The sequence below is a fragment of the Pedobacter aquatilis genome (genome assembly GCF_032678425.1).
Lineage (GTDB): Bacteria > Bacteroidota > Bacteroidia > Sphingobacteriales > Sphingobacteriaceae > Pedobacter > Pedobacter aquatilis_B.
On record NZ_JAVTSG010000003.1, the window covers coordinates 747471 to 772657 of the forward strand.

Annotated in this window: 17 protein-coding genes, 1 tRNA gene and 1 pseudogene; 7 read left to right on the forward strand and 12 right to left on the reverse strand. The window is 35.1% G+C overall.

The window, feature by feature from the left end; genetic code table 11:
- Positions 1–36 precede the first annotated feature (36 nt).
- On the reverse strand, positions 37–783 hold the full coding sequence (locus R2Q16_RS13280; protein ID WP_316737645.1) for a LiaF transmembrane domain-containing protein: 747 nt from the start codon (positions 781–783) through the stop codon (positions 37–39).
- 130 nt (positions 784–913) lie between these two features.
- On the opposite strand from R2Q16_RS13280, the gene R2Q16_RS13285 reads away from it, so the two are divergent.
- Positions 914–1786, forward strand: coding sequence for a ChaN family lipoprotein (locus R2Q16_RS13285; protein ID WP_316737646.1), 873 nt, complete (start codon positions 914–916; stop codon positions 1784–1786).
- 39 nt (positions 1787–1825) lie between these two features.
- On the opposite strand, the gene mscL is transcribed toward R2Q16_RS13285, so the two are convergent.
- The gene (gene mscL / locus R2Q16_RS13290; RefSeq protein ID WP_316737647.1) at positions 1826–2215 is read right to left on the reverse strand and encodes a large-conductance mechanosensitive channel protein MscL; all 390 of its coding nucleotides are present in this window, start codon (positions 2213–2215) and stop codon (positions 1826–1828) included.
- A gap of 172 nt (positions 2216–2387) precedes the next feature.
- Here mscL and rpoN point away from each other — a divergent pair, with 172 nt between their 5' ends.
- Entirely contained in the window at positions 2388–3860 is a 1473-nt protein-coding gene (gene rpoN / locus R2Q16_RS13295) for an RNA polymerase factor sigma-54 (RefSeq protein ID WP_316737648.1), read from the forward strand.
- 87 nt (positions 3861–3947) lie between these two features.
- On the opposite strand, the gene R2Q16_RS13300 is transcribed toward rpoN, so the two are convergent.
- The 4 genes from R2Q16_RS13300 to R2Q16_RS13315 all read right to left on the reverse strand — a co-directional run bounded on the left by R2Q16_RS13300 (position 3948) and on the right by R2Q16_RS13315 (position 9831).
- Complete coding sequence (locus R2Q16_RS13300) at positions 3948–4961, reverse strand: type IX secretion system membrane protein PorP/SprF (RefSeq protein WP_316737649.1); 1014 nt, start codon at positions 4959–4961, stop codon at positions 3948–3950.
- A gap of 3 nt (positions 4962–4964) precedes the next feature.
- Positions 4965–8471, reverse strand: a complete 3507-nt coding sequence (locus R2Q16_RS13305) for a PKD domain-containing protein (protein ID WP_316737650.1) — start codon at positions 8469–8471, stop codon at positions 4965–4967.
- A 286-nt stretch (positions 8472–8757) separates the two neighbouring features.
- Positions 8758–8907 (reverse strand): hypothetical protein, encoded by a 150-nt coding sequence (locus tag R2Q16_RS13310; RefSeq protein ID WP_316737651.1) that lies wholly within the window; start codon positions 8905–8907, stop codon positions 8758–8760.
- A 69-nt stretch (positions 8908–8976) separates the two neighbouring features.
- Positions 8977–9831, reverse strand: coding sequence for an HD domain-containing protein (locus R2Q16_RS13315; protein WP_316737652.1), 855 nt, complete (start codon positions 9829–9831; stop codon positions 8977–8979).
- A 213-nt stretch (positions 9832–10044) separates the two neighbouring features.
- Here R2Q16_RS13315 and R2Q16_RS13320 point away from each other — a divergent pair, with 213 nt between their 5' ends.
- Together R2Q16_RS13320 and R2Q16_RS13325 are read left to right on the forward strand one after the other, a co-directional pair.
- Positions 10045–10698 (forward strand): TetR/AcrR family transcriptional regulator, encoded by a 654-nt coding sequence (locus R2Q16_RS13320; protein ID WP_316737653.1) that lies wholly within the window; start codon positions 10045–10047, stop codon positions 10696–10698.
- Positions 10699–10702: 4 nt separating this feature from the next.
- Positions 10703–12001 (forward strand): AarF/ABC1/UbiB kinase family protein, encoded by a 1299-nt coding sequence (locus R2Q16_RS13325; RefSeq protein WP_316737654.1) that lies wholly within the window; start codon positions 10703–10705, stop codon positions 11999–12001.
- Here R2Q16_RS13325 and R2Q16_RS13330 read toward each other — a convergent pair whose 3' ends face one another.
- Positions 12002–12358, reverse strand: coding sequence for a two-component system response regulator (locus R2Q16_RS13330; RefSeq protein WP_316737655.1), 357 nt, complete (start codon positions 12356–12358; stop codon positions 12002–12004).
- A 254-nt stretch (positions 12359–12612) separates the two neighbouring features.
- On the opposite strand from R2Q16_RS13330, the gene R2Q16_RS13335 reads away from it, so the two are divergent.
- Complete coding sequence (locus R2Q16_RS13335) at positions 12613–13221, forward strand: GIN domain-containing protein (protein ID WP_316737656.1); 609 nt, start codon at positions 12613–12615, stop codon at positions 13219–13221.
- Between the two features lie 56 nt (positions 13222–13277).
- On the opposite strand, the gene R2Q16_RS13340 is transcribed toward R2Q16_RS13335, so the two are convergent.
- The 5 genes from R2Q16_RS13340 to R2Q16_RS13360 form a co-directional block, all read right to left on the reverse strand.
- Entirely contained in the window at positions 13278–15671 is a 2394-nt protein-coding gene (locus R2Q16_RS13340; RefSeq protein ID WP_316737658.1) for a GAF domain-containing protein, read from the reverse strand.
- Between the two features lie 560 nt (positions 15672–16231).
- Complete coding sequence (locus R2Q16_RS13345; protein WP_316737659.1) at positions 16232–19837, reverse strand: BamA/TamA family outer membrane protein; 3606 nt, start codon at positions 19835–19837, stop codon at positions 16232–16234.
- 73 nt (positions 19838–19910) lie between these two features.
- A complete protein-coding gene (locus R2Q16_RS13350; protein ID WP_316737660.1) occupies positions 19911–20804 on the reverse strand; it encodes an SdiA-regulated domain-containing protein in 894 nt (297 codons plus the stop codon).
- A gap of 10 nt (positions 20805–20814) precedes the next feature.
- Complete coding sequence (gene ppk1, locus R2Q16_RS13355; protein WP_316737661.1) at positions 20815–22857, reverse strand: polyphosphate kinase 1; 2043 nt, start codon at positions 22855–22857, stop codon at positions 20815–20817.
- Complete coding sequence (locus R2Q16_RS13360) at positions 22857–24089, reverse strand: Pycsar system effector family protein (RefSeq protein ID WP_316737662.1); 1233 nt, start codon at positions 24087–24089, stop codon at positions 22857–22859. The genes ppk1 and R2Q16_RS13360 overlap by 1 nt, the downstream gene beginning before the upstream one ends.
- A 303-nt stretch (positions 24090–24392) precedes the next feature.
- Here R2Q16_RS13360 and R2Q16_RS13365 point away from each other — a divergent pair.
- Together R2Q16_RS13365 and R2Q16_RS13370 are read left to right on the forward strand one after the other, a co-directional pair.
- Positions 24393–24466, forward strand: a tRNA-Ile gene (locus R2Q16_RS13365).
- A 446-nt stretch (positions 24467–24912) separates the two neighbouring features.
- Positions 24913–25187, forward strand: a pseudogene (locus R2Q16_RS13370) (recombinase); the annotation flags it as partial.

Consider the following 25187-nt stretch of genomic DNA (forward strand, 5'->3'; position numbering starts at 1 on the left):
ATGGCGAATGTATCTTTCGCCACACATTTGCAAAGTTTAAAAACTCTTAATTTCAATCCCTCCAAACATTGCCGTTCCGTCTAATATTAAAGTTTTCTGTATTTCCGAATTGGGCATTAAACTTCCTCTTTTATCTTCTACGCTACCAAAAAGTGCAGTTACGTTTGAACGAACTGCCCAGTTTTGAGGCACGATAAGCTTAATCCCACCAAAAACTGCTGTTACATCTAGTTTTACAGTTTCATTAAAATCGGCTTGGGTAAGGTTTATATCTGCCCCGCCAAAAACTGCGCTAACATCTCCACCTTTAAAGTTTTTCGAAAATACGGTTTGATGACTTCCTCCAAATACCGCAGTGGCCTCAATAAAATCGTTATCCATTTTTTTGTCGTAAGATTTATCTCTTGGTTCTAAACTTTCAATTTGACGATTTCCGAAACCAAATGTTGTTTTGCCATTTTTAGGCTTAAAGATTAGATAGGAACCAACGATAACCAAACCAACCCCCAAAGCATATTTAGAAGCATCAAAACCAAGATGCATATTATCAATAGTGCTATAAGCGCCAATCAAAACTAGCACTAACCAGCCTATTCCCTTAAAATTATTTCGAAGGCCGATAAATACGCCTAAAAGAATTAAAAGGTTCGAGCCGCTAAATATCCATCTTGGGATATCCAAATCCATTGTTCTAACTAAAAAGCCTAAACCAACCAAAATGATGATTAAGCCGCTTAGCATTCTGCCCGAATAATTATTATTTATGTTATTTGAATTTTCCATTTGTGTAATTATTAATAACCAAATGTATTTAGAAGTTATTAACTCCGCTAACCCATTGCCGTAAAAAACTAAGAAATGGCGGTAAATAACCTGATTTTATCGGTGAAAAATATTTTAGTATTTTGACGGCATGAAATTTCAACTGATTACTTTCTCAATACTGTGCTCATTTGCATGCTACAGCCAGCAAATTGAATCAAATTATAAAATCTACGATGTTAAAAAGCAAAAGATAATTTCTGTTGATGATATTATCAGCGATATGGATAAAGCCGATGTTTTATTTTTTGGGGAAGAACATAATGATTCTATCGGGCATTACTTAGAAGCTACAATCTTTAAAAAGTTAAGCGAAAAGTACCCTAAAAAGTCAGCTTTAAGTTTAGAAATGTTCCATACTGATGTACAACCTATCGTTAATGAATACCTTGCTGATTTAATTACCGAAAAAAACTTCATCAAAGAAGGAAGAGCCTGGAATAATTATAAGGACTACAAACCTTTAATAGAATATGCCAAAATTAACAAAATTGATGTTGTAGCCGGAAATGCAGCAACAAGATACAGTAATGCCGTTACAAAAGGCGGTCTTGATGTTCTGAAAAATTTCCCAAAAACATCCATTGATTTTCTACCACCATTGCCCATTGATACCGCGACTGGCAGATATAATGATAAGTTTACCGAAACACTTGGCGGACACAGCATGGGGCCAATGAAGATCTATCAAACTCAAAACCTTTGGGATGCAACTATGGCATGGTCTATCTCCAAATATTTAAAAACACACAAAGGTTTTAAAGTACTGCAGCTGAATGGTCGTTTTCACAGTGATGAAAAACTCGGAACATTGGCAAAACTACAAGCTTATACGCCAAAACTTCAAATACTTAACATCTCGGCTTTCTCTGATGAAAGTTTTGATAACCCGAATTGGGACAAGCATAAAAATTTAGGTGATTATATAATCATCACTAATCCAAAGGTTAAAAGAAGCTATTAAAGCAAAAAGGTTCGCAATAATTTGCGAACCTTTTCTATTTTATGCTTTTGCTTTTAAAACGTCTCTGATTTCAGTTAAAAGAATTTCTTCTTTTGTTGGTGCCGGCGGAGCAGCTGGAGCAGCAACTTCTTTCTTTTTAAGGTTATTGGCTGCTTTAATAATTAAGAATAAAACAAAAGCTACAATTATAAATGCAATAACTTGCGATAAGAAATTACCATACTTAATAGCAGTACCAGGAATTACTAGTTTACTTAAATCTTCTAATCCGGCTGCTTTTAAAGCTGGACCTAAAACAGCTGGTGTAATAATATCTTCAACAAGTGAGCTTACGATTTTCCCAAATGCTGCTCCGATAATCACACCGACAGCTAAATCAAGAACATTTCCCTTAACTGCAAAATCCTTGAATTCTTTAACAATTCCCATAATTTTAGTTTTAGTTTGTTTTTTAAACGAAAGTAACAATTATATTATAAACTTAAAAGTGATTGCACCATCTTAAAGCAGTCATTAAATTAAAAAATCGTTAAGTAATTAAATACATCCTAAAGATTATCTGCCAACAATTCCTTATTTTTGCCGAATACTAAAGAATAACATGCTAAAGCAACATCTACAACAAAAATTACTACAAAAGTTATCACCTCAGCAAATTCAGTTTATTAAGCTGCTACAGGTGCCAACTGTTGCTTTAGATACCAGGGTAAAAGAAGAACTGGAAGAAAATCCAGCTTTGGAAGACCCAAGTTTAATGACTGCCGATGAACCGAAAGGCGAATATGACGACTTAAACGATAGCAATGACGATTACGATAATTCATCTGAAGACAACAGCATGGATGAATTTAATGTTGATGATTATCTGCAAGACGATTCTGCCAACGATTACAGTACAAATTATAACAATGGCGATGATGATGAAGAAAAGAAAGAGACGCCAATTGCTATTGAAAGTACATTTTTCGAAAGTTTACAAGAACAATTAGATTTAATTCCCCTATCCGACCAGGATTTTATAGTTGGTAAACAAATTATCGGAAGTTTAGATGATGATGGCTATTTACGTCGTCCGCTAAGTTCTATGATTGATGATTTGGCATTTTCTCAAAACGTAATGGTTGAGGAAGAAGATGTTTTGGAAATGCTTCGCCTAATCCAAAGTTTCGACCCTCCGGGCATTGGCGCCAGAGATTTAAAAGAGTGTTTATTAATTCAGCTGAAAAGAAAAGATACAACTAACCCAATTATTGTTAAGGCAATGAATGTGGTTGAAAATTATTTAGATGAATTTACACGTAAACATTACGATAAACTTGAAAAAAGCTTAAATCTAGACAGTGAAGAACTGAAAGAAGTTGTAAACGAGATTCTTCGTTTAAATCCAAAGCCGGGTGATGCAAATCAGGTGACCACAAAACAAATGCAGATTATTCCTGATTTCCACATCAGCAATAATGATGGCGTTTTAATTTTGACCTTAAACTCGAAAAATGCGCCTGAGTTAAAAGTGAGTCGCTCTTACCAGGAAATGTTTGAGCATTACGATAAAGCATCTGCAAAAGATAAAAAACTAAAGGAAGCCGTTCAGTTTGTTAAACAAAAGTTAGATTCGGCAAAATGGTTTATCGATGCCATAAAACAAAGACAGCAAACTTTGTTAAAAACCATGAATGCAATTATGCATTATCAGTATGAATATTTTTTAACGGCTGATGAACGTAAAATGCGTCCAATGATTTTGAAGGATATTGCCGATAAAATCGACATGGATATTTCAACCGTTTCGAGGGTAGCAAATTCCAAATATGTTCAAACAGAATTTGGTACTTTTCTATTAAAATCTTTCTTTTCAGAGGCGATTCAAACCGAAAATGGCGAAGAAGTTTCAAACAAAGAGGTTAAAAAAATTCTTGAAGATTGCATCAGCAATGAAGACAAACGCAAACCTTTAGCGGATGAGAAACTTACCGATATTTTAAAGGAACGCGGTTACAATATTGCACGCAGAACCGTAGCAAAATATCGTGAACAAATGAATATCCCGGTAGCAAGGCTTAGAAAAGAACTGTAATAGTTTTTTGGTTGGTTTGTTTTTTGGTTTATGCTAAAGCACCTAACCTGGCTAAATAACTAACCATCTAACCAACTAAAAAACCAACTACCACATTTTAATATACGATGGTACTTTGTAAATGTTGTTTAGCATTAGGCCAAGTACAATTTCGTGGCTTCCGTTACTAACCGTATTCAAATCTGAGGTTGTAAAATCATAAGAATAAGTAAGGTTTACCATTTTGCCAATGTTAAATCCTGCCATTGCGGCAAATGAGTCATTTTTACGATAGCTACCGCCCAACCAAACTTTATCTTTAAAAGCAATTTTCATGTTTAAATCGACTGAAACAGGTGCCGGCTGCACATATTTTACCATTATAGATGGAATTGCCGCAATTTGGTCGTCCATGAAAAACTTGTAACCAGCCGTTGCAAAAAAGTGTGGTACTTCTTTACCAGTATTATAATTATCAGAATTTGTAAAACTTAACCTTTGGGATAAAACTTGCTGAGCAGAAATTCCCGCGAAAAGCCTCGCACCATACAACCACAAACCAACACTTAAATCTGGCCTTAATTGACTAACAATTGTATTTGATAATGCCGGGTCGCTCTGAGTATCTGGAAAAGTTAACGAATTTACATCAAGTCTAACATTTGATACGCCTGCAGCTGCGCCTAAAGAAAGATTAAAATAGTTATTTAATTGCAAATGGTAAGCATAAGTTACGTTAGCATCTAGCCTAGAAAGCGGGCCAGCCTTATCTTGAACCACAGTAACCCCCATACCATGATGTGCAGGTGATGAGGTGTAGTTCTGCATATAATTCCTATCCATAGGGTTACCGGTTTGCTCAGGAAATGAAGTTAGTGCATTACTCCATAGCTGATTATCACCCAATGCCCAGTGTGCAGAAACAAAAGAAGTTTGAGGTGCATCATTTATTCCGGCCCATTGCTTCCTAAATCCAGCTTTAAAATCAACATAATTTTCAATTCCAGATAAGGCAGGGTTTAAAAGATATTGATTAAAAATATATTGTGTATACTGAGGTTTCTGTTGGGAAAACCCCTTAAGACTTAAAAAAAAGGCAAATAATAGTATATATTTTTTCAATTTTTATCTGATTATAGTGAGCGCTCCAGTGATTGTTTTTCTGCCGTTTCTTGGGTTGATAAGATAATAATAAACTCCGACAGGCAAAGGCTCATTTTGATAATTTCCATCAAAAGAAATTTTATAACCATTACTAACAAATACCTTATCGCCGTGTCGATTAAAAACTTCAATTGTCGCGTTAGGATATGTATCTAAATATTTCACATCCCAAACATCGTTAATCCCATCGCCGTTAGGTGTAAAAGAATTAGGTGGAGAAAGTGTTTGAAGCACCTTAATCATTACCGAAGTAATAACTTTGCAGCCCTCACTTGTGGTTGCCAATAATTGATATTCGGTATCTTTATCAGGAGAAGCTATCGGGTTTAATACATCATCTTTTACTAAACCTATCGATGGACTCCACTTATAAGTTAAACTTTTACCCTCTGCTGTGGCAGGAATTGTAATTTGCCCACCTGCCAATATGTATAATATTGATTCGCTAATATTTGCAGTTGGTGATTGATAAACATTGATATTTTTCTGAATGCTACCAACACAACCATTTGAAGCTGTAAATGTGTAAGTTATGATATGTAAACCCGGCTGAACTTTTTTAGGATTGAAATTTCCTTGAGCATCAATTCCATCGCCAGAGTATGAACCATTTCCAGCCATTTTAGAATCTTCCTTTGCTTGATTTACAACCACAGAACCATCATTTTGACAAACAGCAGGAATATCGGCAAACAATAAAATTGGCGATGGCTTCAAAGTAATTTGCTTTACGACTTCTTCAAAACAGTTTGTACCAGAATAGGCCCTCAATTTTATTTTAAAATCAATATTGTCATTACCACCAAATGCAGCATAAACCAAAGCAATATTTTCATTCGTTGGATAATCGTAGATAACAACGTCAGCGGGGTTTCTATCAAAATCCTTATAGATTTCAATTTTGGTTATTTTTCCGAAAAATGCTTTCGATAAATTATTAATAACAACCACATTATTACTGCAAAGATTGCTGGCATTTTGAACAGAAAAATCTGCCTTTTCAACCGCACCATTTACAGTAAAGTTTTTTGATTCGATACTTACGCAAACATTGATATTGATTATTTTTAAAGAAACCATGTAATTACCAAAGTTAGAATAAATATGCTTCCCATCTTTTTCTGTTGATGTATTTGGATTACTGGCAGTTGCAGAAGCATCGCCAAAATTCCATTCGTATTTTATTGCCCCATTTGTTCCATCAGCATCTATCGTTTTATTTACAAAAAGGGCATATGCATCTTTTAAACAAACATCCGGCATGCTAAAATCGGCAATTGGCAAATTTGTAACCACAACACTTTTTGTAAAAGCTTCGCTTAAGCAACCATTTGATGATGTACTGATTAGAGATATTTTATATGTACCTACTGATGTATATTTATGTACGACAGGAGTATTATCATCCTTCTCTATAACCGTATTGTCGCCAAAATCCCATTGCCATTTCACAATTTTATTTACTGATTTTGATGAGCTGATTGTCGATTCATCTTTTACAATATAATCTGTGTTTATGCACGTATTTTCATTTGACGAAAACTTGGAAACCGGTAACGGATAGATGATTACGTTTTTGCTAACAACATCAGAATAACATCCAGAGCCCGCTTTTACAGATAGTGTTACGGTGTAAGTTCCATCGGTTGTATATTGGTGTTTTGGATTTTTTTCTTCAGATTTTGTTCCATCACCAAAATCCCAAAGCCAATTTGTAACCTGAAATTCACTGGAATTAGATATGCTTTTATCAGTAAATAAAACATCCGTTTTTGCGCATCCTGATGCTTCAGCTTCAAAGCCAGATGTTGGCAAATCATAGATAGAAAATGTGTAATTTGTTTCTAAATCTCCACTTTGACAATTGGTAGCATTATTAGGAACATGTGCAATCACATTAAGTTTATGTTCAGAAGCAGTTGTATAATTCTTATTAAAAGGATAACTATAAATATAAAAGGTTTGTCCATTAATTACCTTAACCTCTGGCTCATTTGTAGTAACTAAAGGCAATTCATTATCTAAAGTCCAGGTAATTTTATCTGGTTTGTATGGCAAATTTATCTTAAAGCTTATCTCGGTATTAACACAACCATTCTGATACTCCTCTTGCCTTACATTATTAACAACAGTTAAGTAGTTGTTTGATGCCAGATTTGTTCCTGCAGAATAAGCATAAGATTCAGTACTTCCGTAACCATAAGCCGTTGCATTAAAACCTTCGTCAGCAGAAAGTGTTAAACTCTCAGCTAAAATTGGTATTTGTGCATATGAATATGTTGGATTTCCTGGCAAAACCTGCCATTGAACCGAAGGAACCTCACCATTAATTTTAAATGTTGATGTTTTATTCGTTTTTAATAATACATTAAGATATTTTTCCAAAATTCTGTTGTTTGATGAAGAAAATACCGTGATATTATTTACACTAAACTCAATTGGATTTAATAAAACCATGTCAGGGTCTCCAGCTGATCGAGATTCGCCATTAATACCTGCACACCTCATTGAATACATATATTGACTTAGCATGAAGTTTTTGTTTCCAGTGATGTAATTGGAATTTGATAATCTTGGTGAATTATAAAACTGACCTTTGTTTAAATTCGATATTAGTACACCGTTTTCATAAATTTGAGTATTGTCTTCTATTGCAATTGCCCTGTAATTATAAGATTGGTTTGCGAAAGGTATTATTCCATACATCTTCCCTAAGCTTGAAATTGGATAAATCTGCTGATAAAGCGGATCAGGGCTATCACAATCCCCTATCGCAATATTTGAACTTCCTGAAAATGCTGCAAACTTTTTACAAGAAGATGTGCTTGGATCTATTTCTACATTAATCCCTGTTAAGTCTTCAAAGCCTGATGTATATTCATAAACATCACCCGAGTTAGGCAATACAATATGCTTATTAACTCCATTTTTTTCGTGAATTATAATTGCGGTATTATCTTCTACTGCAATTAACGCTAAGTAGTTATAACCTTGATTGTTACCAGGAGATATATTTTGAGTGTAATTAACAGAGAAATAATTTTGTCCTAAAGTTTCATAAGGTAGAATTAAAGAAGCAGCCGAACGATTTCCAGCGTACATATGCCCATATGCAGCAACTTTTGGCTTGCCAGGTGTTACTACAATGTGGATTCCTCGATTAGTTAATACTTTATTTGCATCAGATAATGGAACATACGAATCATTTCTATTAACTGGAATACCGACAGCCATATTTGCTGGTATTGTAACAAGGCCAGAAGAATAAGCACCACAAGTAACCGTAACTTCAGAATCAAATTTTGACGTAACAAAAACAACCAAACTTGCTAAGTCGTTATTTGAACGAGGCACATGCGTTGGAAATACAGTCCAAAAATCAGTTCCTTCATTTGAAATATTTTGGCTGTAACCCTCATTGCAAAATAAAGCGATGATTAAAAAAAATAACAATAATGCCCGTTTCATTGTTATTTGTTTGATTAAGAAATAGTTTGCATTGGTTTGATTATGTAATGCAATATACCAATATTGAAAACACAAGAAAAAATTTTAACATTTTTTAATCAAACGAGCTTAAATTTTGTATAATAAAGTATAGGGTTGGTGTAAAAATTGTCTACAAGCAGTTTATAAGGTGTTATAAATCATTAATTAAACGAAATAACAAGCATATCAAATATTAGAAATGATACAATCAAATTAATATTAATGCACTACCAAAAAATTATTCATCTTTTTCATTATGATCAAATTAATCCGAAAATTCCTTTGCATTTTCATCAGCAATCACATCATTGTGTCTTTCTTCTTCTAAATTTTGATCTAACCTAGTATTCCAATCATCTAAACCTTTTTCATTATCCGATTTATTTTTACTTAAATCCTTTTTGGGATTTTCCATAAACACTTTTATAGGAAAAACACAATTAAATAAAATATGTTTGAAATTGAAAATCGAACTGAAGCGATATCAGACTAACATTGCATTTAGTGTTCTGGCTTTAACTTTTGGCACAGCTCCATGTCTCATAAATTCAGAAAAGCCTCTAAGCTGTTTGATTGATTTTATGGCTTCATAACCTTTATAATTGCTTCTGATTTTATTCAGTAATAAAGTATCGGTTTTAAATAAGTCTTTCTCCTGTAAAATACCATTGACTAAAAAACTTTTAATCAATTCGGCCATTTTACCGTTTGCATATAAATAAAGCGGAAGGTTGAAAAATTCATCATTAAGCTTTTTGAAATGCTCATTAATCCATAAAACCTCATTTTCTGAATGCAATGCAATCTTACCATCCTTTAAAGTAACTGATTTTAAAAACTCAACAGCTCTTTGTCTGCTAATTAGCCCCGCATAAAAAGCATCCCTTAAAGTATAATCTAATCTATCGGCACAAAGTGATGGAATAGGCTGTTCTAAAATGTCGAATTTGCCGTGAATAATTTCGTTTGCACTATAACCGTACTTTAATAAAACATCAGGAATTTCTGAATTATATAAAATTTCGGCAAATACCTTTTCATGATAATCCTCATTAGTATTGTTAAATACATAATCACCTACGTGAGAAAAAGCGGTATGAGAAATATCATGCAACAATCCGGCAATTTGTTCCAACTCCGAACCACCTAATTTACGGATAAGCAGCATTACGCCTATCGCATGCTCAAGCCTTGTATGGCAAATATCTGGATTAACCAGATAAATTGCCCCACTTTGATGTATACCAGCCAAACGCTTTACAGCATCAGTATTTAATAAATCTTCAAATACATCAGGCAATTCAATCTTGCCATATAAAAAATCATTTAGCTGAATCATAATCATACGTTAAATATAACAGCACAATTATACTAATAATATTAGTAATTATAAATGTTTTCCAGCAAAAAACCCAAAATAAAAACTAACTACAATAGCCAAAATAAACTTTCAAAATATTTGAAAACATTTATTGCAAATACATGATTTTTCTATGTGAATAAACGAAACATCATTAATGATTTAACGTTATTATTGTATAAAAAAACGCATATGGCAACTGCAGAGCAAATTAGAAAAGCATATCTTGATTTTGTTTTGAGCAATAACGAAAAACCCAAATCGGTTTACACTTTTGCTAAAAAACTAAAAATTACCGAAGCCGATTTCTATCAATTTTATGCATCCTTTGAAAGTATTGAGAAAAATATTTGGTTTGAATTAACTTTTGAAACCATCAGCAAAATAAAGGAACAAGAAGTTTGGTTTCAATATTCTTCAAGAGAAAAAATGCTTTCCTTTTTTTACAGCTATGTAGAGAACTTGAAAAATCAACGCAGTTTTGTGATTTATAGTTTAAAAAATTACAACAAAAAACTTGCTACGCCTGCAGTATTGGCTGGTGTTAAGCCAATTTTCGAAAACTTCGCTGAGGATATTATTAATGAGGGTTTAGAAAATGGCGAACTAGCCGAACGCAAATTTTTCAGTAAACGTTATAAAGATGCGCTTTGGGTTCAGTTTGCTTTTATTTTAAACTTTTGGATTAATGATGACAGCGATGGCTTCGAAAAAACAGATGAAGCTATTGAAAAAGGTATTAATGTAACTTTCGACCTTTTCCAACACTCTCCTATTGATAACTTATTTGAGTATGGAAAATTTTTAGCCAGAAATGGTGGTTTAAAAGAACGCATGGGATTTTAAATATATGAAAGAACAAAAAAGCATTCCGGTAACAAAAGTAGAACGCTCAGCAAAGTTTGTTAAAACCGGAATTCAAATAGGTGGCAATTACATTAAACATTATTCAAAAAAGTTATTTAATCCTGAATTGGATAGAGACCAGCTTAATGAAGATAACGCAACAGATATTTATAAATCATTAAGCGAGCTTAAAGGAAGTGCTTTAAAAATTGCCCAAATGTTAAGTATGGATAAAAACATACTGCCAAAATCTTATGTTGATAAATTTACCCAATCTCAATACAATGCGCCACCACTTTCAGGTCCGCTGATTGTTAGAACTTTTACAAAAAACTTTGGCAAAACGCCTGAGAATATTTACGATAGCTTTAACTTAGTTTCAACTAATGCTGCATCTATCGGGCAGGTTCATCAAGCTAAATTGAACGGAAAAAAACTTGCCGTTAAAATTCAATACCCTGGTGTTGGCGATAGCATTTCATCCGATTTAAAATTGGTAAAACCATTTGCTTTCAGGCTTTTGGGCATGTCTGAAAAAGAATTAAACATCTACATAAAAGAAGTTGAAGAACGTTTACTGGAAGAAACGGATTACGAACTAGAAGTTAAACGTTCAATTGAATTTTCTGAAGCTTGCAAGGATTTGGATAATGTAGTTTTCCCTACTTACTACCCTGAATTATCTGGCAAGCGCATCATTTCTATGGATTGGATTGATGGTTTGCACTTAAAAGAGTTCTTAAAAACAAATCCATCGCAAGAATTAAAAAACAAAATCGGCCAGGCTTTATGGGATTTTTATAATTTCCAACAGCACGAATTAAAAGCCGTACATGCCGACCCGCATCCAGGAAATTTTTTAATAACCCCAGATGAAAAGCTTGGTGTAATTGATTTCGGTTGTATTAAAGAAATGCCGCTCGATTTTTATACACCATTTTTCTCTTTAATTTCTACTGATGTAATTCAGGATAAGGCGAAAACGATTGCTGCTTTTAGAAAGTTAGATATGATTCATGATAGTGATACACCAGCTCAAGTTGAATTTTACTACAAATCATACAAAGAAATGATTGAGCTTTTTGCAAAGCCATACATTAATAACGTTTTCGACTTTAGCCAAAATGATTTTTTTGAAAAGCTTTACAACTACGGCGAAAAGATTTCAAAAATGCCCGAATTTAAGCAGGCTCGAGGAGTAAAGCATTTTATCTATGTAAACAGAACAAATTTTGGCTTATATACGATTTTGCACGAACTAAAAGCAACAGTGCAAACTGATACTTACAAACCAAAATTTTAATCAGGCGTTCTTTCTAATAACTTTAACCATTTCATCAATCTCAAAAGGCTTTTGAATATAATCATCAGCTTTGCTTTCCTTTGCAATTTCAGGTAACTTCTCTGAGGTTGAGGTTAATACAGCCGAAATATCTTCCGTTTCCGGATCGGATTTCAATTCCTTAATTATTTTTGAACCTTTTTTTGTGCCTTTAATGTGGTCATCGATAACCACTACATCCGGATTGATTTCGTCAATTTTTTCAATAGGTTCAGTTGTTAATGAAGCGGTAACTTCAAATCCCTCTTCATCTAAAACCTGATCCATAATGTCCAGAATATCTTTATTATCCTGAACCAGAACAACCTTTTTCTTCATAAAATGTTTGGAGACAATTTTTATTTAAATATAATAAAAAAGAACAATTGCATGTAAAACTTTATCAATTTAGAATTATTCAAAAATCTGTTATTGGTTGGTCTATATATTTTACCTGTTGGTCGATAAGTTACTCGTGCTTGTATAAAAATGCAAGTTGTACTGCAACGTTTTTCAATTGTCGGCGTCTTATCTACAAAACCTATTAAAAACATAAATCACTAAACAATAATCACTTATAAAATAACAGCATTATGAAAACCTCAATCAAAACTCTAATTGCAACTTCATTAACAGCAATCACGTTAACAACTTCAGTTTTTTCAACAAGCGTACTGGCTAATGAAAAAAAACCAACTGCTACCGTTTCTGCACCATCCAATTTCAAAAGAATTTCTGTTAAAGGAAATGTAGAAATTAGAATTATTCAAAGACAAAACGAATCTGTAGCTTATGCAGAAGACAATGTTGGTAAAGCAAAAATTACTCAGGAAGGAGATTTACTAAAAATTACATCTTTAGATAAAGATGTTTGTAAAATCACAGTTTATGCATCAGATATTTATAGAATTGAAGCTGCTGATAATGCGGTTGTAAAAACAGAGGGAAAAGTAAAAGTTAAATTTTTACAGGTTTTCTTAAAAGGTAATGCTCATGCAGAAATTAACTCGAACACCGAAGGTTTATATACTGTAATTAAAGATAATGCAGATCTAAAACTTAGTGGAGCAACCGATAACCACACCGTTATAATGGGCGATACTCAAAAATTAACGATGGACAAATTTGCAGCATTGAAAACAAACATCAGCTCTACCGAAGAAACCAAAGCAATTACCGAAATAGTTGCAGTAATCAAATAAAAATAATTAACTCTATATATACACAAAGGGCGAAGATTAATCTTCGCCCTTTTTTATTAGTTTAAGTTTAAACTTAAATCTTTCGCTCTAGCATCTTCAGCTTCTTTTCGTTTAGCCTTACTCAGATATTTAACCCCAACCCTAAGCGCTTTTAATCCGCTAACGCCTTGCAATTCTTCCAAATCAAGTTTTTCTAAATCATCATTTAAGTAACCTTGGTCTTGCAAATACTTAATGTATTCAATGTATTCCTTAGCTTCATCGGCATTAAAATAAACCATTGCAATTTTATTTGGTTGTGTTAAACGCTCAGAAGTACCTTTAATTAAAACCTTATCAATACGTTTTTTTACAACTTCATATCTGATGTTGTAAGCGCCTTCTACATCAAACCTACGTTCATCATTTCTAAAGCTAATGTCAATTGCGTTAGAATGTATAAACAATAATTGAGTAGTTTCTAAAGGACGAGGCATTTCGCCGATTAAACCTTTAGATAAACGGGCAATCTCAACCATAGAAGTCAATTGCCACAAACGGATATTCTTTAAATAAAGTAAATCGAATGGCTTGTTTGGGGCAATTTCCTGACCAATATAAATATCATATTCTACACCATCGGTACGGAATTTAGCAAAATAACAAGGGTATGAGGCTTGTAAATTTTGTTGTGCCGTTTCTAAATACTGACTAACTTCCATGTTAATCAATTGCATAGAATTTTCTAACTTTCTGCGGTTCTCGTAAGCCAAGCCCGTTTCTGGCAATATTTCAGCAAAATAATCATCAACAATTTCACCAGCTTCCGGATGATTTAATTTTATAACCGAGAAAAACGGATAAACCTCAGCTGCTAAAAATTCATTCAACAACATCTCCTCATTGCTCGATGCGACATTGCTAATTCGAACTATCCAATCGTTACAATTAAAAATTAACTTATCTATTAATTCTAAATAAACGAATTTACGTAAGCTTTTCAGCGTTTTAATAATGTTCAATAAATGAACATGCATATCTTCTTTTAAAGCCTGGTTACGCTCATTTGTCGAATTCCGGATATCAACTGCACCAAACAAAGGATACATACCTTTAAAGGTTACCGTATCTATTTGCTTAAGTTTCTTATTTTCTTTTGTTTGTTGAAGGAAATGCCAAACCGCCTCGTTAAATTTCCATTGTACCGAAGGTTGCAAAGCGGTAAACTTATCCATCAAAACGGCATCCATTTTAGCATTAAATTCTTCGATACTATATTGAAACAATTGACCAATTAATGGCATTGCCGGACGTAATCTCGATAGCAACTTATCATCAACCAAAACTTCCTTGCTCGAATAAACTTCTAAAACACCCGCCAATTGGGTGTTGTAGTAAATTGGCAAAATCGAATAAGAGCAAACACCGGCTTCATTTAAAACACGTAAGAATGGATCTTTTTTCATTTGATCTTCCTTAATCGATGGTACAAATATCGGACGCGGGTCTTCCTTGTACTTATCAACCAAAGAATAAAAAACTTCCTCTTCCATGTTCGATTCTTTAGCCGAATTAATCAACATGCTTTGAGAAAATTCCTTATCATCAAAAACCAGCTTATTATTTACAGTTAAAAACGGCATCAAACCGAATTCTATATCACCATTACCACCAAGCGTTTTTAATGCCTGGATAACATGATTATACGCATCACTTTGATAATTATGATCAACCAAAGCATCTCTAATACCATCAATGGCATGTTGCAGTGTTACATCTGTAATCGAAATTACGCTGAAACCTTCAAAAGTAAAGTTCTTTAAAGAAAGCGCTTTAACTAAATATTCCAGCTCAGTACCTTCCTGAAAATGTTGCGCAAGTTCCTCAAAATTCAGTTCCGGCAAATCGCCCTTATGCTGAATATCAATAAACTGGGTATCATTTTGAATATTATAGTAAGAAGTTAACTTACTCTCAGGACTTACATGCGCATAAATAATTTCATTTTTTAAAACAGATGTAAAATTGTAAAACCTGTTTAAAATTAAATTATAGATAAATTTAAGGTGTTTTTTCTCCGAAGTTTCCGTGTCTTTAGTTACTTTTTTAGCCGGATCATGATCCTTAAAAAACTGGTAAAAGGCATTTGTGCTAAAGAAAATTTCATCCGGAACGGGTGTACTCAAAGCCCAGAACATCTCATTTTCGTTCGCCATTAATGGCGTTAAAATGGTGAATATCAACTCTAGGGTTTCTTTATATTTAGATAATTCCTGAGCGCTAATATTGCCTAATAAAGCATCTTCCTTCTCAATTTTTTCGAGTAAAAACCTGTAAAATTCCGATTTAACGGTCTTTTCTGTCTTAAGCCTGTTCTTCAAATAAGTTACCAATGGCCTAAACGACAGGTTAGATTTAACCTGGCAATTAATGCACTCGTTTTTATGTATTTTAATTACATTGGTATTCATGGGTATATGTTTAGTATAGACGTAAAATTTATAGGTAAAAAATAGTTTCTATTGTAATACAAAGATACAAATCGCCTGAGCTACAAATAGTCTGCAAAACGTAATACTATTTTTACATTTACTTATATTAATATACGAATAAAACGGGAAGTTAGTTTAAGCTTCAATTTTTAGAAGCGCAAAAGCAGTGGTTCTTCGTTCACGACAGTCCCGCCAATACTGCAATCTTTTGGCAAAACTTACGAAGTCTTACCAAAAAAGTAATAATAGACTTCGTAAGTTTTAATGTCCAAAAGTATTTCCGTGTATGTCGGGGCTAAATAACAGAGTACTTAGCCTTTGGCATAAGGCAACTTGCCAAAATAAAACGCCATATCAGCAACCTTAAATAGTAAATGCGGCTTGCCCAACCTAAACCTGACCGTACGAAAATCCTTTTATTTTGTCATCCTGAGCGTAGTCGAAGGACAAAAATAAAAGATTGAAGGAAAGGCAGGACGAACGTTAATTATTAACAGAAACCTGCTTTTCAAAATATTTGAAATAAAATTATAATTAGCTTAATACCTAAAATTAATAGACACGTAAGGATACCAACCATCAACAGAATGGCCCATTACAAAACGCAAAACCGTAAGTGATGCCGGTGCAAAATAAGCGCCCCCGCCAACGCCGTGGTGCCAGGTTTGCGATGCTTCTCCCCTTTTCCAAACGCGACCAACATCATAGAAACCAATTAAACCAACTTGCCCTGGCAATACATAACTGACTAAATCGCCGAGTTTCGCCCTCAATTCTAAGTTGTTATAAAAGCTGTGTTCGCCTGCAAACCTAAACTGGCGGAAACCCAATAAATTTCCTTGCCCGCCAAGAAATTGCGATTGATAAAAAGCAGGCTTACCTAAAGTTACACCACCTCCGAACCTATCGGCAAGGATAAATGCTTTTCTGCCATCTAAATTTTTGTAGAGCGCAATGCTTGCCGTAAACTGCCCAAATGAGTTGGAATACTTATTTATGCCCTTGTAGCCGGTTAATTTAAAATCAACGAAACTACCCAAGGTAGGCAATAAATCGTTATCACGTGTGTTATTTGTAAAATTTACAATTGCGCCTGCAAACATCTTCTCATTTCTTACCGTTAGGCTATCTGAAGAATGTAACTGAGACACGTTTTCGATGAAACGGCCGGCATTGTCTTCCTGGTTTAACTTGTAATACTGAAACGACGGACCAACGCTGAAGGTCGATTTTGGCCTGCGCCACCTGATGGAAGGGTCTACCTGATACAAATTAAACCTGGCCCTGTAATACCTGATGTCATCACCATGTTCATCAAAATGGGTATCGTTGCCCAAGCCAAAAAAGTTTTGCGTATTATTTGGTGCAAATGCATCTGCTTTTAAAATAAAATCGCCCTTACCCAAAGCTTTTAGCCACTCGCCACGGTAATTAAACCTGAAAGCCTTGGTAGAAAATGAATGCAGGAAAGACAGTGTTTGCGAATTTCCGTAAGGTTGTTTCCTGAAACCCGGATTGGTTTGTTTGTAAATTAACCCAAGCAAAATACCATCATCATTATTATAACCGGCGTTTAAAAGCCATGAATTTCTGCGGTACATATCCTTCGGTATGTAACTGAAATTCGATGTGTCATTTGAAATTATCTTTCTGATTTTGTTATCGGCCTCGCCATTGTAAGTTGCTTTGGTTGTACGTCCATACAACTTCACCGAGCCATTACTATTGGCAAAATCGTAAACCTTATCACCCTTACCGCCAATTATCCGCAATTTTATGTCAGACGATTTATTATCCAGAAACAAACTATCATCGCCATTATGCATGTAAATTCGAAGTTCTTTGGTAACCTTCGGGTCGAATTTCCTATCGTAAAGTTCGCCTTTAATATTTCCTTCTTTTGATATTTTATTAATCTTTACCCTTAAACCCTTATCGCCATTGTCGGTAATCAGAATCTTCTCATTTTTATTCGTTACCTCGATATCCACAATTCGGTTAAAGAAGTGATAATAATCATTCATCAATTTAGGCAAAGCTTTAACCCTCGCCCTTAATTGCGTTAAGAAAGCCTCATGATGTAAAGAATAACTCGGCTCCGGAAGTTTTTTTAATGCCTTTTCAAAAACCTCGTCATTATAATTCGCACAAAAATCGGCTACAATTTTATCCCATTCTTTTTCGTCGATATTTGCGGTCCACCTGCTGCTAATTTCCCTGCCTTCCCATAAAAACCAGTTAATATCCTTGATTTCACGCTCATAACCCTGCATCATTGGCAATAAGGAAGAACTTTGTGTATAGCGTTGTAAAAATCCATCAGACATGAAGAAAACCTGATCTCTATCTCTGGGAACCGGCGTATAATAAGAATCGCCATCCTTTTTGGTTTCTTTCCAGCGCCACTGGTCTTCGTGCCTGTCCCAATCGCCCAAAAGTATGTCGAGCGCTCTAGCTTTTACCCAAGCCGGGCCGTTTAATTTATTGTCGTTATCATCGGTCAGTTTCTTATCCATTTTTGGTGAACTATCCGATTCGCCAACGGGTTCTCTTTCTTCAAGCAAACAAAGCGTATTGGCGAAAACAGATTCATACTCGCCTAAATTATCATCGGGTGAAACCCAACCGATAACCGGATTGGTATGGTAAACACCCCCGGCTTTGGCTAATTCTGGAACAACTAAAGCAGAAAAAGGGTGCTGTGCCGACATGTTATCTTTAATAATATCCTTCGCAAATGTTTCTCTTAAACCCGGTGGAAGCAAAACCTCCGGGTACTTTTCCACGCTTCTTAACACATATTCTTTCCCGTTTTTATCTTCCAAACGCAACGAACGACTTTGATTACCGCCACCTCTTTGCGTGGCTTTTAAACCACCACCAATTTGTGAAATACGCAAAACCGGAACTTTAGTTTTAGCCGCATATTCCTTACGGAAATTCTCCCCGAAAAGCCAACGGTGAAAACGACCAACACTATCATACTCCGGTTTCACACGAACAATAATACTATCGGCAGTTATGGGTTTAAGCCTGTTTCGTTCCTTTGCTGTAAGCACTTCGTACTTTTTGGTGTAGCTGTAAACACGTTTCACTCCGGTATCGGCATACACATAATATTCGTAGCGCATATCATTGTTCATCAGCTGGTCGGCCACAACGTAACCTTGCTGCATCTCATGAAATAATGAATTTTTCCCTTGCTTATTAGGCGACACTTTTGAACCCGAACCACTCACAATTTGCAGATACTTACTCTTTATTAACTGCAAACCGTGCTCGTGACCAGCTACATAGGTTACGTTTTTATAATCGCCAAAAACGCCTGTAACCGATTTTATCATATCCTTATAGGCCGGGTGATTTAAATCTTCGGGACTTAATAAAGTAGAACGCAAAAACGGATAAACCGAGCCTAAAACAGGCATTGGGATATATAAGTTCTTATTTAATGAGGTTAGCGGAAAAAGGTGGTTTCTCAAGTTAAAATAACCACCATGCGGGCCATAACTTTGAAACGGATGATGCGAAGCCAGAATAATAACCTTATCCTTATTTCGCTCCAATAAATCTTCCATTTTAACAATTACCTCATCCTTAGTTCTGCATTCGCATTCTCCGTTTGGATTTGATTTGTTGTATGGAAAAAGCCACCATTCGCTATCGTAGGCAATAATGGTTAATTTATCAGTAAGGTTTATGGCAACCGGATCAGGGCAGCCATTTTGCGGAACGAGTTTTAATAAGGGGTCATTCTGCGATTTCAAATAATCATCTTGTGCCTTAATTTTAGCCAAGCCTTTTGGTCCGGATTTATCCCAATCGTGATTACCCGGAATAAAATATACCGCAGCACCTTTTTCACGCATCGGCGTAAACTGCGATTGCAGAATTTTCTTGGTGTCTTCTTCCTCCAAACTGCCCGGCAAGCCCATTCCAGTTGGGTAAATGTTATCGCCTAAATATAAAACCGTAGTTTTCTTTGGGATGATTTGTTTGGCGGCATTTTTTAAATCCTGCGTTTGCGCCGGATTCATTTCGCCTGCATCACCAAAGAGTATAATGCGGTGCTTGACCTCACTTTGTGCAAATGAAATAAGCCCCGTAAATATTAAAATAATGCTTAGCGTAAAGTTTCTAATCATAAGGTTTGTTTGTTATGAAACGATAACATGGAACATAATGAGCCGCTTTTTAGTTAGGAAAGCGGCTTTGCAATTACTGCTTTAATTTAAATTCGAGAATATTACCTGCTGATAAAGTTCCGCCCTCGTTTGAAATATACAAGGTATTATTTTTATCAAAAGCAATGCCCTCCGGCTGATTAAAATTACTACCTTTTAACGAAACTGTATTCTTTATTTTGAAATCGGCATCGGTAATCAAAATCATTTTATTTACCGATGATAAAATATACCACTCATTTGTGCTTTTGTTTTTAGCCAATGCCGAAGGTTTAAAATTCATCTTTTTTGCATCCGACAGATTTGAAATTTCCTTGTACGATAAACTAAATTCGCCATCAGTTTTTAAGGTACCATCTTCTGACATAGAAAACGCATAAATGCTTGTTGCCTTATTTTTATCATCAGCTTTGCTATTTTTGGTAAGCACATAAATCTTGTTATCATCTGCCGCTAAACCTTCGTATTCTGCTTTTGGAAGCAAATCTTTAACTTTTTTTACATTTGCAGCTTCTGGCTTATTAATTTCTGTTTGAGGGAAAATGTGCAACTCCCCATTACTTTTTAAAATAATGAACTGGTTTTTAAATATCGCCAGGTCTTCATAATCGCCTTTACCGCCAAACTTTGTAAATTTTGCTTCCTTATCATCCAAACCCAAATAAAACAAATCGCCATCTTCATCCTGTATGGCATAAACCTGCTTTGGGTCGCTATTGTTAAATACGATACCGGAAATTTCGAACAAACTTTGAGGCATATTATGCTTAATTGGTTTGCTTAAATCGTATGGAAAATCAGATTTTATGGCTTCAGTTTCTGACGAAACTGACGAATCATCATGCTTTTCATTTACACATGAAATACAGAAGAAACCAACACAAAACACAGCTAAAACACTTAAAAAGGTATATTTATAATTTCTCATTTGATAAAACTTAACATTGTTTCTGTAAAAATTTATAGATTTCGGATTGAGATGCAATAAGCGTTCCATCCTGCTCAACCGGCATGTTATTCATCTCCTCATCAATATACACCGCCTGTACATTATCTCTTTTCTGAATATCAATTAACTGAAGGATATCCTGTTTAATGCCTTCATCATAAATTGGAAAACAAACCTCAATCCGTCGGTAAATGTTTCGGTTCATCCAATCGGCCGAACCTAAATACACATCTTGTTTACCCAGATTATTAAAAATAAAAATACGCCCGTGCTCCAGATACCTGTCAACAATGCGGATAACTTTTATGTTTTCGCTCATACCCTCTACACCTGCCACCAACCTGCAAATGCTCCTCACCAATAAGGTGATTTTTACGCCAGCCTGCGAAGCTTCGTACAATTTATTGATTAAGGTTTTTTCCTCTAAATTATTTAGCTTGATGGTTATTGAGGCATCTTTTCCGGTTTTTGCATGTTCAATTTCCCTATCAATTAATTTTAAAAATTGTTGTTGCAAATTAAATTGGGCCACCAGAATATGTTCAAAATTTATTGGCGCACTGTTTTCGGGTTTTATTCTTTTGGCCAAAAAGATAAAGAGCAACTCCAGTTCCCTTAAAATATCCTTATTGGCGGTCATTAAAATATGGTCGGTGTAAAATGCAGCGGTGCTTTCATTAAAATTGCCTGTAGCCAGTAAACCTGTGTAGTGCAGCCTGTCGCCAACTTGTTTCTTTACCAACGCAACCTTAGCATGAACCTTCAAAGCGGTTACGCTGTAAATAATCTCTACGCCTTGTACCTTCATTTTTTTAGCCCACTTGATGTTGTTGGCTTCATCAAAACGGGCTTTGAGCTCAACCAAAACCCTAACCTTTTTACCGTTTTTAGCAGCGCTGATAAGGGCATTTATAATTTTTGAATCGGTCGCTACGCGATAAATCGTCAGGTAAATTTCTTTAACATCCGGGTCGATAGACGCCTCGTTAAAAAAACGAAGAATGGTATCATAGCTTTGGTAAGGTGTGTGGATAATGAGGTCTTTCTTGCTGATTTCATCCATCAGCGAACCGCTTACCACATCAGAATTGCAAAGCTTTGGCCAGTTTTTATTCGATAAGGCGGCATCCTTTATCGGAAAGGACATCAAATCTTTTAAGTTATGATATTGCCCGCCCTCAACCAGATTAGCCTTTTTTAAATTGAAAAGTTTCTTCAACAAGGTAATTACATGTTTTGGAATACCAGGCTGATGTAGAAAACGGGTTGCCAGACCATTATCTCTTTTGGATAGTTGTACTTCCAGTTGCTCGGATAAACTTCCAGAATATTCATCTTTCAGGTCAATTTCAGCATCACGCGTAATCTTAAAGCTAAAGCAACCTGTAATCTCCTCGTTTTTAAATACCACTTCGAGATTAAAACGGATGATATCATCCAAAAACACAACATAGGTTTTATCCGCTTGTGCTATTTTATAAAAACGAGGCAATTCATTTGATGGAATATTTAAGATAAATGCCTGATGTAAATCGCCATCCCTAACCGTTACTAAAAAGTATAATTCATTATTTGAGGGGAAAAAGCTGGTTTCTTCATGTACAGACACGGGTTGGAGAAAAGCCAAAACCTGACTTAAAAAATATCGGCGGATTTCCTGCTCAATTTCTAAAGGAAAATGATGCCCATAAATAAGCTCGATGTTATTTTCCTGTAATTTCGGGATAATATCCAATCGCAAGGTATTGCCATATCTTTGCTGCTGCCCGGTTATTAAGTCATTTGCCGATTTAACCAAATCATCACTAACGTGGATATCGTTATCTTCCTTATTGCTCAGCTTTTGCAAGGCCAGCAATACGGGCATCCTTACCCGATAAAATTCATCCAGGTTGGAAGAAAAAATAGATAGAAACTTAATACGCTCCAGCAATGGCACGTTTTCACGCTCCGCTTCCATCAAAATCCGCTCATTAAACTTAAGCCAGCTTAAATCACGGTTAAATAATTTGCTCTTAACTGCTGTTTCCATTAAAGTTTTCCGTAAGCTGCGTAAGCAACAACAAAGGCAAGCACTGCCGCAATCAGGCCAAACATGAAAATGTTATAAGCCAGGCGAATCAATTTATATTTTCGACCCAAAACCACCCCTTGCGAATACACATCCGTAATCAATGTGCCATATAAAAAATCCTTATCGTTCATTACCTTTACCATGCCATCGGTATAATCCGGTAACGACATTTTATAGAAATTACCAAAGAATAGCAGGTTAACCTTCTTTTGCTCCATTTCTTCGGGCGTAAATACACCCGGCGGAATAGATGGCCTGGTTGATAATATCGAAACCACCACACAGGTTAAACTTACAATCAATAAAATAAAGGTGGGGATAATCAGGTTGCCGTGGTCTTCTAATCTGCGCAATAGCAAACTCACAATTAAGGAAAGCATAATCGAATTTACCGTAATTAAAATATGGGCCTTATTATCGGCCATATCGCTTAAGCGCTGGTTATTTGCCGATGTTATCCTGAACATGGTTTCAATGCCCTTATCCGGCCGGTCATTCTTGTCTTTCTTATCTTTCTTCTTTTCCTTAGGCTGCTCAATTTCTGTTGAGAGATTGCTGTGCAAATTGGGCTCAACAAAAGTTATCTGGGTAGATTGCTCAGACAGCTTGTTTTTAATCTTATCGATATTTCTTTGCTTCTGGTCATTTAACAGCAACCTGGCATAATCGGTATGGTATTGGTGCGATTCCAGAAACCGCACATCATCCATCCGCCATTCCTTCTTACTAATATCCTTATTGTAAATAAGCTCTGCTTCTTTATGCATCAGCTTACCCTTCTGCCTGAAATCTTCCGTACCCAAATGAAACAAATCTGCATCGCATAAAATATTTTCCAATAGATTGGTCGGCTTTTGCGGCATCCTCGTGCTCAAAATCGCGTTCGATACCTTTAGCCTGATTTCCTCAGGTAACTTTTCGTTCTCTAAAAAAATATTGGCCAGCTCCGCCCCCTTTACTTCATGATGTAAGTTATCTTCAAAATAACCCGTATCATGAAACCAGGCTGCAGCCGTTACAATAAAGAAATCTTCATCATTTAATTGATAATGATTGGCAATTTGCTGTGCCGCCTTCACCACACGCTGCGTATGTTCCAGGTTATGGTAAACCAACCTGTCATCGTGATGGGTATTAAAATAATCGTTAATATGCTTTTCTACATTTATCTGTAGTTGCTTGTAATCCATGAACGTAATGCTAAAATTATGATGTTATTTATATGCCCGCTGCGTTGTAAAAGATTCTATATGGTTATAAAATTAAGCTAATTTTCACAATAATCAGCCTGATTTTGTGAACTGCATAATGCTTTGCCCATTTTACACCACAACAATCTATAATCAATTTAGCTGTATAATTGTTTTTCGATAAAAGCAATTCATTGAAAATGAATGATAAAATCTATTTTAAAGAAAATTAGTAAAAAACTTTTTCATAAATTGAATGCAAATTTGTAACATTGCACTCGCAAAAAACAACACGTTTTTTCAGGGCCTATAGCTCAGTTGGTTAGAGTAGAAGACTCATAATCTTTTGGTCGCTGGTTCGAGCCCAGCTGGGCCCACAAATAAAAAAAGCCTCTTAAGACATCTTAAAAGGCTTTTTTTATACCTTAAAAGTGCATTAAAGGCCTATTATACACAAATAGCGATTGCAGTCATAAATTAGGTTCAACAGCATTATTTGCTTAACTTGGTATAAACCGCTTAAGAAATACTTAAGAATTTTCACATGAATCTAACATCCGCTTAAGAATTACTTAAGAAAAAATCACCTACTATGATTACAATTTCTTCGACAATTATCACATCTGAAAAAAAAAGGACAGTACATGGAATGTGAAAATAAGGATATGGCACAATAAGCAACCAGCCTATATTGAAACAGCTCATTTTGTTACAGAGAAACAACTCACAAAAAAGAAAGGCAGTAAAACATACCTCCTATAGAAAATATTGGTAAAAGAATCAACTACAACAGAGCAAAAACAAGGACAAAGCTTATTTTAGTGTGAAAATCATAAAGCCAGCTCATTCACTTCTGGAAAAATATGCAGGTAAACTTCAATTAAGATATTCAAATGCCCAAGGATTAAATGCAGCATTAGATCAAGGACTTAAGGAAGTTAGTAAAATTCCTGGAATAGATTTTTACGATATACGTCATTGTGTTGGCACGTGGGCTCGTAGAAAATGTGGTTATTCAAAAGATGATGTCGCTGAAGCATTAAATCAAACAGATAGAACTGTTACTGATATCTATATTGCCCAGGATTGGAGTCTGAT

Coding starts and splice junctions, on each gene's coding strand:
- mscL (WP_316737647.1), bottom strand. CDS start 2,215: ATGGGAATTGTTAAAGAATTCAAGGATTTTGCAGTTAAGGGAAATGTT.
- rpoN (WP_316737648.1), top strand. CDS start 2,388: ATGCTAAAGCAACATCTACAACAAAAATTACTACAAAAGTTATCACCT.
- R2Q16_RS13305 (WP_316737650.1), bottom strand. CDS start 8,471: ATGAAACGGGCATTATTGTTATTTTTTTTAATCATCGCTTTATTTTGC.
- R2Q16_RS13320 (WP_316737653.1), top strand. CDS start 10,045: ATGGCAACTGCAGAGCAAATTAGAAAAGCATATCTTGATTTTGTTTTG.
- R2Q16_RS13280 (WP_316737645.1), bottom strand. CDS start 783: ATGGAAAATTCAAATAACATAAATAATAATTATTCGGGCAGAATGCTA.
- R2Q16_RS13330 (WP_316737655.1), bottom strand. CDS start 12,358: ATGAAGAAAAAGGTTGTTCTGGTTCAGGATAATAAAGATATTCTGGAC.
- R2Q16_RS13310 (WP_316737651.1), bottom strand. CDS start 8,907: ATGGAAAATCCCAAAAAGGATTTAAGTAAAAATAAATCGGATAATGAA.
- ppk1 (WP_316737661.1), bottom strand. CDS start 22,857: ATGGAAACAGCAGTTAAGAGCAAATTATTTAACCGTGATTTAAGCTGG.
- R2Q16_RS13335 (WP_316737656.1), top strand. CDS start 12,613: ATGAAAACCTCAATCAAAACTCTAATTGCAACTTCATTAACAGCAATC.
- R2Q16_RS13345 (WP_316737659.1), bottom strand. CDS start 19,837: ATGATTAGAAACTTTACGCTAAGCATTATTTTAATATTTACGGGGCTT.
- R2Q16_RS13340 (WP_316737658.1), bottom strand. CDS start 15,671: ATGAATACCAATGTAATTAAAATACATAAAAACGAGTGCATTAATTGC.
- R2Q16_RS13350 (WP_316737660.1), bottom strand. CDS start 20,804: ATGAGAAATTATAAATATACCTTTTTAAGTGTTTTAGCTGTGTTTTGT.
- R2Q16_RS13285 (WP_316737646.1), top strand. CDS start 914: ATGAAATTTCAACTGATTACTTTCTCAATACTGTGCTCATTTGCATGC.
- R2Q16_RS13325 (WP_316737654.1), top strand. CDS start 10,703: ATGAAAGAACAAAAAAGCATTCCGGTAACAAAAGTAGAACGCTCAGCA.
- R2Q16_RS13360 (WP_316737662.1), bottom strand. CDS start 24,089: ATGGATTACAAGCAACTACAGATAAATGTAGAAAAGCATATTAACGAT.
- R2Q16_RS13315 (WP_316737652.1), bottom strand. CDS start 9,831: ATGATTCAGCTAAATGATTTTTTATATGGCAAGATTGAATTGCCTGAT.